The organism is Neorhizobium sp. BETTINA12A, assembly GCF_023006485.1.
GTDB lineage: Bacteria > Pseudomonadota > Alphaproteobacteria > Rhizobiales > Rhizobiaceae > Neorhizobium.
In genome coordinates this window covers 1-12,285 of the sequence record NZ_JALBGW010000141.1, presented here as the reverse complement: position 1 = coordinate 12,285, position 12,285 = coordinate 1, and the positions used below count along the sequence as shown (strand labels likewise).

Genomic DNA, 12,285 nt, shown 5'->3' with positions numbered 1-12,285 from the left:
AGACGGGCGACGCCGGAGAGCTCCAGCGAGCGGCCGGCGCAGAGCGTGTGCTCGTAGGAGCGGCCTTGCGCCGCGGTGACCATGCCGTGATGGGCCGAGCGGGCGATGATTTCGCAGAGGCGGACGATGCCGGCCTTGGCGCGGTCGGCGATATCCTTGTCGGGCGACAAGGCAGCCAGCGCGGTCAGGCCCTTGAGGTCGATCGGGAAGTAGGGGGCCGAGTTGAACTCGGCCATTTCCCAATGTTCGAAATGGTCGAGCCAGGCGCGGACGCGGGCAGCGCCGACCTTCGCCTGCTCCGAACCTTTGCGGCCGGAGCGGGCGAAGGTGGCGTCTGGGAGGAGACTGCCGCCGAGATAGGCTGACGTGTGGAAGAGCAGCGCGTGGTTTTCGGAGAAATACCACTGCACGTCGTTGCCCGGCTCATCCATCCAGTAACGGTAGTTGAGGATGGCGCCGTCGATGCGCGCACGGGTCTTTTCGTTGATGTCCTTGCCCCAGACGGTGCGCGACCAGATGAGCGGCACCAGCGAGAAATCGGCGCAGTCGTGGCAGTCTTCGATCGAAGGCAGGATTTCCTCGATCATCGCATCTGTATCTGGGCCGGAACGGCCGCTCGCGAGACGGGCGAAGGCACGCACCGTATCGCGTTCGGAGTTCTCCGAAATCTGCGTCAGGGTCTCGACGATACGATCGCTCAGCGATGCAGGAGCCTGGCCCTGGCTTTCGGCATGGCAGATCTCGACGCCGAGCGAACGGGAGACGACGAAGCCATCGGCATTGAGGGTGATGCGGAAATGGCGGAAATCGGCGGGCGCCTTTTCCGACGGACCGACATTGAGGCTGGTGGCGCCGGCAGGAAGGGTAAAGTCGAAATCGAAACGCTCGCGCGACATGAAGTCGCCTTCGACCGCAACATTGACCTTCACCTCGACCGGCAGGGGCTCGGAAAGAAGCAGGGTGATATCGCCGCCGAAATAATGCTGGCGGTCGAAATACATGGTGTCCAGGGCCTGTTCGAGGCTTGCGGCGACGGCGCTTGCGACCGGAACGGGCAGGGCGACGCTGGCAGCCGGGCCGGAGAGATAGTCGAACTGGTAGAAATAACGGGCGTCGCGTTCGGCGAGGTCGTCGAAGAACAGCGTGATTTCGTTGAGGCCGGCGACCAGCGGCAGCTCGAATTCCTGCTTGGCTTCGAGATTGCGGCTGTAGGGCGCCATCCAGCCGGCTTCCGTGCCGTTGACCCAGATGACGGCGCCGCCGCAGGTGCCGAGGCGGATCTTTGCCGTGCCGGCGGTTTCCACGTCGATATAGGTCCGGGTCCAGCTGGCGAGCCGGGTCGGGCGGAACCAGAAGCCGGAAAGATCGAGCCGCGGCGAGCCGAAAGGCAGCCACCAACGGGTGGCATCGAAGGCGCCGCGGACATCCGGGCGCTTGCCGCGATAGGTCTCGGCAAAGATGGTGCGGCAGGGATATTCGTGCGGAATGAAGTTCTTGACCTTGGTCAGGAAGAAGAACGGGTCCATCTCGCCCTTCATCGGGGCGTCGGGCACGTCGAACCGTTCCTCGGTGATGCGGCCGAGCTGCCAGTACCGGACGGCTTCGCCCGGCTTCAAGGTTTTCCGCATCCAGTTTGCTTCGGGGTTCATCATCGGTTCCGCACTTATCTAAGTTCGCTGAGGGCCACGGGGGCCACGTCGTTATATTCTTGGTTCTCGCCGGTCATGCCCCAGACGAAGGCATAAGGCCCGGTGCCGGCACCCATATGGATCGACCAGGCGGGCGAAAGCACCGCGTCGAGGTTCTTGACCACGAGATGGCGCGTCTCTTCCGGGCGGCCCATCAGGTGGATGACCCGTTCCTCTTCGGGCAGGTCGAAATAGCAATAGGCTTCCATCCGGCGCTCGTGCAGATGCGGCGGCATGGTGTTCCAGACGCTGCCCTCTGCCAGATCGGTAATGCCCAGCAATAGTAGGCAGGACGGCGTGACTTCCGGATGGATGTACATGCGCAGGTTCCGCAGATTGGCGCGCTTGGGATCGCCAAACGTCAGCATCTTCGATTCCGCCCGCTTGATCAGGCGGTGCGGAATGTCGGCGCCGGCGGGAACCGAATTCATGTAGAACCGGGCGGGCTTATCCGCCGAGGCGCTGGCGACCGAAATGTCCTGGGCGCCGCGGCCGACATAAAGCACGTCGCGGTTTTCCAGGGTGAAGCTCTTGCCGTCGACCGAGACGACGCCGGTGCCGCCGAGATTGGCGATGCCCATTTCACGGGCCGACAGCAGGAAGGGCGTGCCGATCTCTTCGCCCGAACCGAAGCTCAGGGTGGACGATGTCGGAACCGCGCCGCCGAGGATCAGCCGGTCGACATGGGTATAGGTGAAGCTGACCTTGTTCGCCTGGAACAGGTCTTCCATCAGGAATTCGGCGCGCAGACGCGCGGTGTCGTAGGTCTTGATGTCGTTGGGGCCGGCCCCGTAGAGAACCTTCATCGTCATGCCGCCTCGTTTCCCGGTTCCACATGCCGGATGGCTTCGGAAAGGCAGAGGATCGAAAGCGCCTGTCCGTAGCCGGTCGGCTGGATCGGGATATCCCGATAGAATTGCAGGTCATGGCCCATGCGCGTTCCGTAGGAAACGTTGAGCACGGTGCCGGTTTCATCGATATTGGCGAGCACGGCTTCAACGGCCTTGAGGCCGGCCGCGCGCCATTCATGCGTGCCGAGGCCGAGACGGTAGCCCTTGAGCAGTCCGTAACCAAAACCTGCGGTCGCCGAAATTTCCTCGTAGGACGACGGATCGTCGAGCAGGGTGCGCCAGGCACCGGAGGCAGCCTGCAGCGGCAGCAGCGCGTTGACCTGCGCCGTCAGCACGCCGAGCAGGAAATCCTTTACCGGCTTTGAAACCTCGGCGAGATCGAACAGGTCGAGCATGCCGGCGGTGATCCAGGCATTGCCGCGCGCCCAGCGGGCTTCCGCAAAATTATGGCGGCCCTGGAACGTCCAGCCGTGGAACCAGAGGCCGGTCTTGGTATCGGCGAGGTAACGGGAATGGACGAGGAACTGCTTCGATGCCTCGTCGACCAGTTCGCGGCGACCGCTTGCCTCGCCATAGGAGGCGAGGAACAGGGCGACCATATAAAGCGTGTCGTCCCAGAGTTCGTCGTCATTGACCTTATCGGAGACGTGATGTTCGAAGGCGCCTTCCTCGGTGCGGCCCATCTCGCTCATGACGCGGTCCGCCCAGGTGTCGAGAACGGGCTGCCAGCGCGGGTCGCGGGTTTCCCGCCAGAGGACGGACAGGCCGAGCATCGGCGCCGTGGTGTTGACGTTGAGTGTCGGAAGACCCGCTTCGATGCGGGACGCATACCAGTTCTCGATCAGCGCCTTCAGGTCGTCGCGGCCGGTGAACAGCCAGAGACGGATCAGGCCGTAGAGACCGACGCCCTGTGGCCATTCCCAGCTTTCGAAAGAGATATAGTCGCCGGCGGTCCCGTCGAGATTGGGTTCGTGGAAACGACCGTCGTCGCGAAGCCCGGTTATGCCGGCCACGAGGCGATCAAGCTTTTCACGGATATCCCGGGCTGAAAGGCCCATGTCTCAATTCCTCCCTTTGCTGCAGCTCTTGCCGCGCAGCATTTCACTCCGCTTCTCCCGAGCGATGCCCTCATGAAAACATTTGAAAATTGATTGCGCAATCTGAAAATTTTTTGCAGTGTGCGCATCTGTGATGGGAGGATGTGATGGCAGCGACGATCGTGCCGGGCAAGCGCGGCAAGAAAAGCCGGCGGGTGCGGCTGGAGGATATCGCGGAAAAGGTGGGCGTGTCGCTCAGCACCGTCTCGCGGGCATTGGCCGGCGAGAAGGGGGTGCGCGCGGATATTCGCCAGCGGATCATGGAGGCGGCGAAGGACGCCAATTACGCGATGCCGACGCCGGTCGCCGGCAAGAAGGTGATCCTGGCAGCTTCGAGCGCGGCGATGATCGACTATGTGCGCAACCAGTTCACGCTCTATGTGCTGGAAGGGTTGCGGGACCGCGCCCAGGCTCTCGGGCTCGACATCGTCACCCGTGCCGTCGCCGATCAGTCGGAGGAAAAGGTGGTGCTGGAGGAGGCGCGGGTCGATCCGGACGTCGCGGGACTGCTGTTCCTGACCGTTGACGACGAGGGCATGCTCGACGCCACCCGTAGTTTCGCCAAGCCGGTCGTGCTGATCAACGGCGACGATCCGATGATGCGGCTGTCGAGCGTGACGCCCTGCAATCGCTCGGCGGCGCATCTGGCGACGGATTATCTGATCCGGCTCGGGCACAAGCGCATCCTGTTCCTGATGCGCCCGGGGCGGCGGACGATCGACCGGCGCCGCGAAGGCTGGCAGGATGCCTTCCAGCAGCACGGATTGCCGTGTCCCCCGGATCTCGTCGTGCCGGTCGACGACTGGCTGCCCGAGCTTGCCGCCCAGGCGGTCAGCGACCGGCTGCGGAAAAACGGGCTCGATTTCACCGCCGTGCTGACGGCGGGCGACAGTCTCGCGGTCGGCGCGATGATGGGCGTGCAGCAGGTGGGTTATACCGTGCCGGGCGACGTTTCGGTGATGGGCATGGACGACCTACCGCAGGCGGCCTTCCTCAATCCGCCGCTGACCACGGTGCATGTACCGATGCGCGAGCTCGGCGCCGTGGCGCTCGATCTTTTGAGGGACGGCATGACGGGATTTGCAAACCCGGCGCGGCGGGTGGAGCTCGCCTGTTACATCGCCGAGCGGCAATCGACCGGGCCGGCCAGAGGTTAACGCCTGCCAAACGGCGTATTCATGCGCCATTCAGCGGCTTGCTGGAACAATGCGGCTGTTTCGAACATTGATCTGTCGGCGAAATCCCTCCGGCAGATGTCAGCCCGGTTCGAATGCCATTTGGTTTCTCAGGAGGAAGCCCGTGAAGAAAATACTGATGTCCGTCGCGGCACTTTGCGCCCTGTTCGCGGCGCCGTCGATTGCGGATGCGGCCGTGCGCGGGGTTGCCACCGCCGATGTCAACATGCGGTCAGGGCCAAGCACCGGCTATCCGGCCGTCGACGTCATTCCGGCCGGTGCGGCGGTAACGATCTACGGCTGCATGAGCAGCGTCAACTGGTGCGACGTCGCCTTCGTCGGCGGACGCGGCTGGGTGTCGGGCAACTACGTGCAGGCGACCTATCGTTCCAACCGCGTCTATGTCGCCCCCGACTATTACGAGGGCCTCGGCATTCCGATGGTCACGTTCGACGTCGGCAACTATTGGGGCCGCTACTATCGCAACCGCGACTTCTACCGCGATCGCGACCGCTGGGACCGCTACGACTGGAGACGCGAATCGCGTCTTCCGCCTCCTCCGCCCCCGCCGCCGCGCTGGGATCGTGACGGAGCTCCGCGCTGGGACCGTGATCGCAGCTGGAGCCCCGGCGACGCGCAGCCGCCTCGTCCGCCAGTCTGGCAGAGATATCCCGACCGTTTCTTCAGAGATCGGGATTGACTGCAACCGGCCCCTCAGCGGTTCGGCCGTGACGATGACCGGCAACCCGAACCGCTGATCCCGCCCAAAAATTCAAGGAGGCCGCCTATGGGTGGCCTTTTTGCGCTCGGCATTAAGGCAAGCTCATGCCGAGCGTACCGCTCGGCCATGTTCTGACCATTGCGCCTTTTCAGCCTTTTCGATAAGAGACCCCGCAACTTGATGATCCTGTCATAAACGCCGGGATTTCGAGGCGGTTTGAAAGCAGGCGCCCAAGGCTCCCGATCCTTGAGGCGAAACAGTGGTTTTGGTCGGTATGGCTCGCATCGTCATGAAGTTCGGCGGCACTTCGGTCGCCAATCTCGAACGCATTCACAACGTCGCGCGCCATGTGAAACGTGAGGTTGAGGCCGGGCACGAGGTCGCGGTCGTCGTCTCCGCCATGTCCGGCAAGACCAACGAGCTGGTTGGCTGGGTCCAGGACATGCCGAAGGTCTCCGGCGCCAACTCACCTTTTTACGACGCGCGCGAATATGACGCTGTCGTTGCATCCGGCGAGCAGGTGACATCCGGCATTCTGGCGATCGCCCTGCAGTCGATGGGCATCAACGCCCGGTCCTGGCAGGGCTGGCAGATCCCGATCCGCACCGACAGCGCCCATGGGGCAGCGCGGATCATGGAAATCGACGGGTCCGAGATCGTCAAGCGGATGGGCGAGGGCCAGGTGGCCGTCGTCGCCGGTTTCCAGGGGCTCGGCCCCGACAACCGAATCGCCACGCTCGGCCGCGGCGGTTCCGATACGTCGGCGGTGGCGATCGCGGCCGCGGTCAAGGCCGACCGCTGCGACATCTATACGGATGTCGACGGGGTCTATACGACCGATCCGCGTATCGTGCCCCAGGCACGGCGCATGAAGAAGGTCTCCTTCGAGGAAATGCTCGAAATGGCCTCGCTCGGCTCGAAGGTTCTGCAGGTGCGCTCGGTCGAGCTCGCCATGGTATTCAAGGTACGTACCTTCGTGCGTTCCTCATTCGATGATCCAGATGCTCCGGGGATGGGTGATTTCGACAATCCGCCCGGAACGCTGATTTGTGCAGAGGAAGAAATCGTGGAACAGGAAGTCGTCACCGGCATCGCCTATGCCAAGGATGAAGCGCAGATCTCGCTCCGGCGCCTTGCCGACCGGCCGGGCGTATCGGCCGCGATCTTCGGCCCGCTCGCCGAAGCCCATATCAATGTCGACATGATCGTGCAGAACACGTCGGAAGACGGTTCGCGCACGGACATGACCTTCACGGTGCCTTCCGGCGACGTGCAGAAGGCCATGAAGGTGCTCGACGACAACAAGGAAAAGATCGGCTTCGACGTCGTCCAGACCGAATCAGGCCTGGCGAAAGTGTCGGTCATCGGCATCGGCATGCGCAGCCATGCGGGCGTCGCCGCGCATGCTTTCAAGGCACTTGCCGAAAAATCCATCAACATCAAGGCCATCACCACCTCGGAAATCAAGATTTCGATCCTGATCGACGGTGCTTATTCGGAACTCGCTGTTCGGACTTTGCATTCCGCTTACGGTCTCGATAAGAGTTGAGAATGAACCGTTTGGATGCGCCGGCAGTGGCGGGCGCCGTCCTGCGGTTGGGGTGACCTCGTTTCGGGAGAGCATATGCCGATGAGAGACCTGTCGGCAGGTCCGCGCGTTCTGTTGAGGCGGCTACGCGAGTTGATGGCGGAGCCGCTCGAGCCACAGGAGCGCCTTGACCGGATCGTTCGCCAGATCGCCAGCAACATGGTGGCCGAGGTCTGCTCGGTCTATGTGCTCCGCTCCGACGGCGTTCTCGAACTTTATGCGACCGAAGGCCTCAACAAGGAAGCGGTCCACACCTCGCAGCTGAAGATGGGCCAGGGCCTCGTCGGCACGATCGCCGCGTCCGCCCAGCCGCTCAACCTTTCCGACGCGCAGGCGCATCCGGCGTTCCGCTACCTTCCGGAAACCGGCGAAGAAATCTACCATTCCTTCCTCGGCGTGCCGATCCTGCGGGCCGGCCGCACCCTTGGCGTTCTCGTCGTCCAGAACAAGGCGAGCCGCAACTATCGTGAGGACGAGGTCGAGGCGCTCGAAACCACGGCGATGGTGATCGCCGAGATGATCGCCACCGGCGAACTCAAGAAGATCACCAGGCCGGGCCTGGAGCTCGACCTTACCCGCGCCATCACGATCGACGCCGACGCCTATAACGAAGGCATCGGCCTGGGTCATGTGGTGCTGCACGAGCCGCGCATCGTCGTCACCAATCTTCTGAACGAGGACGCGGAAAAGGAAGTCACGCGGCTGGCGGAAGCGCTCGGCTCCTTGCGCATCTCCATCGACGACATGCTGTCGCGCCGCGAAGTCTCCCAGGAGGGCGAGCATCGCGAGGTGCTCGAAACCTACCGGATGTTTGCCCACGACCAGGGCTGGGTTCGCCGCATGGAAGAGGCGATCCACAACGGGCTTACGGCGGAAGCGGCGGTCGAGAAGGTCCAGAGCGATACCAAGGCGCGGATGATGCGCCTGACCGACTCCTATCTGCGCGAGCGGATGCATGATTTCGACGATCTGGCCAACCGGCTTCTGCGCCAGCTGACGGGTTTTTCCGGCCGCGCCTTCGACGAAGGTTTCCCGGTGGACGCGATCATTCTCGCCCGCGCCATGGGGGCGGCCGAACTGCTCGACTATCCCCGCGCCAGCCTGCGCGGGCTCGTGCTGGAAGACGGAGCGGTGACCAGCCATGTGGTGATCGTCGCACGCGCCATGGGCATTCCGGTCGTCGGCCAGGCGGCAGGTGTCGTGGCGCTTGCCGAAAACGGCGATCCGATCATCATCGACGGCGACGACGGCCAGATTCATCTGCGGCCGGTTCTCGACCTGCAGAAGGCCTATGAGGAAAAGGTGCGCCTGCGGGCTCGCCGGCAGGAGCAGTTCAGAGCGCTGAGGGACGTCGAGCCGGTCACCAAGGACGGCAAGCGCATCAGCCTGCAGATGAACGCCGGCCTGCTTGTCGATCTGCCGCAGCTTGCCGAGTCCGGCGCCGACGGCATCGGCCTGTTCCGCACCGAGCTGCAGTTCATGATCGCCTCGACCATGCCGAAGCTCGAGGAGCAGGAGAGTTTCTATCGCAACGTCATCAAGCAGGCGGCCGGGCGGCCGGTGACGTTCCGGACCCTCGATATCGGCGGCGACAAGGTCGTCTCCTATTTCCGCGCCCAGGAAGAGGAAAACCCGGCGCTCGGCTGGCGGGCGATCCGCTTGTCGCTGGACCGGCCCGGACTTCTGCGCACGCAGCTTCGGGCGTTGCTCAGGGCTTCCGCCGGCGCCGAGCTCAAGATGATGTTGCCGATGGTGACCGAGGTCTCGGAAATCCACGCGGTGCGAGAACTGATGCAGAAGGAAGTGCAGCATCTTTCGAAGTTTGGCCACAGCCTGCCGCGCAAGCTGCAGTTCGGGGCGATGCTCGAAGTGCCGGCGCTGATGTGGCAGCTCGACGAACTGATGGCGGAAGTGGACTTCGTCTCGGTCGGCTCCAACGACCTGTTCCAGTTCACCATGGCAGCCGACCGCGGCAATGCCCGGGTTTCCGACCGTTTCGACAATCTCGGCAAGCCGTTCCTGCGCATTCTGCGCGATATCGCGCGGGCTGGCGAGCGTAACAAGACGGTGGTGACGCTGTGCGGCGAGATGGCGGGCAAGCCGCTCTCGGCCATGGCTCTGCTGGGCATCGGTTTCCGCTCGGTTTCCATGTCCCCGACCTCGATCGGACCGGTCAAGGCGATGCTGCTCGGGCTTGACATCGACAAGTTGTCCGCTGAATTGAACGCGGCACTCGACGATATAAGGTCGCCGGAGCCGATCCGCGCGCTGCTTCTGCGGTTCGCCGAGGCCAACAATATCCCCGTCTAGCGGATAAAAAGAATAAACGGAGTTAGTGGGTGGCGAAGCTTCCTGTCGAAAAGATGCGCGAGCTGGAACGCCGGTTCGGCGAGATCGAGGCGCGCATGTCGGAAGGTCCGGCGGCCGACGTCTATGTCAAGCTGGCGTCCGAATATTCCGAACTGCAGCCGGTGGTGCGCAAGATCCGCGAATACGAGAAGTCGATCGCCGAGGTGGCCGATCTGCGCGCGATGCTGACCGACAAGGGCACCTACCGCGAGATGCACGAGCTTGCGGAAATGGAGCTGCCGGAGGCCGAGGAGCGGCTCGAGACGCTGGAAAAGGACATGCAGGTCCTGCTTCTGCCCAAGGATGCGGCCGACGAGAGGAGTGCCATCCTCGAAATCCGGGCCGGCACCGGCGGTAACGAGGCGGCACTTTTCGCCGGCGACCTGTTCCGCATGTACGAGCGTTATGCCGCCACCAAGGGCTGGAAGGTCGAGGTCCTGTCGGCAAGCGAAGGCGAGGCGGGCGGCTACAAGGAAATCATCGCGACCGTGACCGGACGCGGCGTGTTTTCGAAGCTGAAGTTCGAATCCGGCGTGCACCGGGTGCAGCGCGTGCCCGATACGGAAGCGAGCGGCCGCATCCACACCTCGGCCGCGACCGTGGCGGTGATGCCGGAGGCCGAGGAGATCGACATCGAGATCCGGCCGGAAGATATCCGCATCGATACGATGCGCTCGTCGGGCGCCGGGGGCCAGCACGTCAACACGACCGACTCCGCCGTGCGGATCACCCACATGCCGAGCGGCATCGTGGTGACCAGTTCGGAAAAATCGCAGCACCAGAACCGCGCCAAGGCGATGCAGGTGCTGCGCACCCGTCTCTACGACATGGAGCGCCAGAAGGCTGACAGAGAGCGCTCCGCCGACCGCAAGAGCCAGGTCGGCTCGGGCGATCGCTCCGAGCGCATCCGTACTTATAATTTCCCCCAGGGGCGGGTGACCGACCACCGCATCAACCTGACGCTCTACAAGCTCGACCGGATGATGGAAGGTGATATCGACGAAGTGGTCGATGCGCTGATAGCCGACTATCAGGCCGGCCAGCTTGCGCAGCTCGGCGAGCAACACGGATGACGACGCTCGGGGCGGCTGTCGCGGATGCCAGATCGCGGTTTTCGGCGGCCGGCCTGTCGGATGCGGCGATCGAGGCGCGGCTGCTGATCGGCGGTCTGCTCGGCCTTTCGTCGACGGAAGTTTTTACCGGCGGCGACCGTGTCCTGACGGACGAGGAACTGTCACTGGTCGAGAAAGCAGTCGAGCGGCGCTTGAAACGGGAGCCGGTGCACCGCATATTAGGGTTACGTGAATTCCACGGCATGGAGCTCCTGATTTCGAAGGAAACGCTGGAGCCGCGCCCGGACACCGAAATCCTGGTAGATTCGATGCTCGCCCATGTGAGGCAGATTGTCGCAGGAAAGGGTTCGGCACGTATTCTCGATCTTGGAACCGGAACCGGCGCAATCGTTTTGGCACTGCTGAAAGAAAGCCCGCAAGCTCAAGGGATCGGCAGCGATATTTCGGAGGACGCCCTGCAAACGGCGTCGCGGAATGCGGCGCGGCTGGGAATGTCCGAAAGATTTCAAGCGATCCGCAGCGATTGGTTCGACGCAATTTCTGGCCGGTTCGACATAATCGTGTCAAATCCGCCTTATATATGTAGCGGTGTTATCCCCGCATTGGACCCGGAAGTCCGGGATTTCGATCCGCTGACAGCGCTAGATGGAGGTCCGGATGGGCTCGAAGCCTATCGCGCGATTGCAGCGAGTGCAGGAGATTTCCTCGAAAAGGACGGCGTTATCGGCGTCGAGATCGGGTTCGATCAAAAGGAAACCGTGACCGCGATTTTCCGCGTCGCCGGCTTTACGCTGGTGGAGGCGCTACGCGACTACGGCGACAATGATCGAGTTCTCGTATTTACCGTGAATCATCCTTGATTTTGCAGGCAAAAGAAAAGGCTTGGATTCCCGGAGGAAGCGGGATAGCTTGCAAATACGCACTGGGACGGCTGGGAATGAACAGCGATTCGTTCGGGTTACAGGGCAACCCTTTGATCCTTCTCTTTTCGAAGAGTTGCGAAGGTTGAACAATTCCCGGTGCGTGAATCAGTTAATTTGACTTTCACAAGCGGCAGGACGCTTTGATCGGCCTGTGCGCGGCACGCGAAGTCTTGTTCGGCTCTGTCCGACAGACCGCGTGGCCCCTTATCAGCGAAGACAGAGAATTGGTGAACGATAGATGAGGCCAGGACAGCAGAACAAACGCGGTCGAGGTCGCGGCAGTAACAACAATAACAATAATGGCGGCGGCGGCGGCGGTGGAAATAACAACTTCAACCGCAAGGGCGGCAATCCTCTCAGCCGTACCTACGATAGCTCCGGCCCGGACGTGAAGATCCGCGGGACCGCCCAGCATATCGCCGAAAAATATAGCCAGCTCGGCCGCGACGCCCAAAGTTCAGGCGATCGCGTGATGGCGGAGAACTATCTCCAGCACGCCGAACACTATAACCGCATCATTGCCGCCGCACAGGCGCAGATGCAGGATCGGTTCCAGCACGACAATCGCGGTGAGTATCAGGATCGGGACGGCAACGTTCAGGATCAGGACGACATGGACAATAGCGACGGCGAGGACAATGGTTTCTCGCAGCAGCCGTCCATGGACGAAGCGCCGCAGCCGCACGTCCAGCAACAGCAGCCGCGCCGGGAGCAGCGTGAACAGCGCGAGCCCCGTGAACAACGCGAACCTCGCGACCAACAGCGCGAACCTCGCGACCAGCGGGAACCCCGCGAACAGCGTGACCAGCAGCGCGAACGG

Annotated in this window: 9 protein-coding genes and 1 pseudogene; 7 read left to right on the top strand and 3 right to left on the bottom strand. The window is 62.8% G+C overall.

The features are described from left to right. The 3 genes from MOV61_RS23625 to MOV61_RS23615 all read right to left on the bottom strand — a co-directional run. The coding region (locus MOV61_RS23625) for a hypothetical protein (protein ID WP_408962418.1) at positions 1-1,652 on the bottom strand (1,652 nt) is incomplete at its 3' end. 11 nt (positions 1,653-1,663) lie between these two features. Further along, positions 1,664-2,500 carry a 5-dehydro-4-deoxy-D-glucuronate isomerase gene (gene kduI / locus MOV61_RS23620; protein WP_247138326.1) on the bottom strand — a complete coding sequence of 279 codons (837 nt, stop codon included), beginning with the start codon at positions 2,498-2,500 and terminating at the stop codon, positions 1,664-1,666. Further along, entirely contained in the window at positions 2,497-3,597 is a 1,101-nt protein-coding gene (locus tag MOV61_RS23615; RefSeq protein ID WP_247138325.1) for a glycoside hydrolase family 105 protein, read from the bottom strand. Before MOV61_RS23615 ends, kduI begins: the two co-directional genes overlap by 4 nt. Positions 3,598-3,743: 146 nt before the next feature. Here MOV61_RS23615 and MOV61_RS23610 point away from each other — a divergent pair, with 146 nt between their 5' ends. From MOV61_RS23610 to MOV61_RS23580, 7 genes and pseudogenes are all read left to right on the top strand, one after another. After that, positions 3,744-4,793, top strand: a complete 1,050-nt coding sequence (locus MOV61_RS23610) for a LacI family DNA-binding transcriptional regulator (RefSeq protein WP_038540255.1) — start codon at positions 3,744-3,746, stop codon at positions 4,791-4,793. A gap of 142 nt (positions 4,794-4,935) precedes the next feature. Beyond that, positions 4,936-5,466: pseudogene (locus MOV61_RS23605) on the top strand (SH3 domain-containing protein); the annotation flags it as partial. A gap of 340 nt (positions 5,467-5,806) precedes the next feature. Then, positions 5,807-7,081: an aspartate kinase gene (locus MOV61_RS23600; RefSeq protein ID WP_038540258.1), complete on the top strand. Its 1,275-nt coding sequence runs from the start codon at positions 5,807-5,809 to the stop codon at positions 7,079-7,081. Positions 7,082-7,162: 81 nt separating this feature from the next. Continuing rightward, a complete protein-coding gene (gene ptsP, locus MOV61_RS23595) occupies positions 7,163-9,430 on the top strand; it encodes a phosphoenolpyruvate--protein phosphotransferase (RefSeq protein WP_247038969.1) in 2,268 nt (755 codons plus the stop codon). Between the two features lie 29 nt (positions 9,431-9,459). Then, positions 9,460-10,542: a peptide chain release factor 1 gene (prfA, locus tag MOV61_RS23590; RefSeq protein WP_247138324.1), complete on the top strand. Its 1,083-nt coding sequence runs from the start codon at positions 9,460-9,462 to the stop codon at positions 10,540-10,542. After that, a complete protein-coding gene (prmC, locus tag MOV61_RS23585; protein ID WP_247138323.1) occupies positions 10,539-11,402 on the top strand; it encodes a peptide chain release factor N(5)-glutamine methyltransferase in 864 nt (287 codons plus the stop codon). Before prfA ends, prmC begins: the two co-directional genes overlap by 4 nt. A gap of 301 nt (positions 11,403-11,703) precedes the next feature. Continuing rightward, a partial coding sequence (locus MOV61_RS23580; protein ID WP_247138322.1) for a DUF4167 domain-containing protein occupies positions 11,704-12,285 on the top strand: 582 nt, incomplete at its 3' end.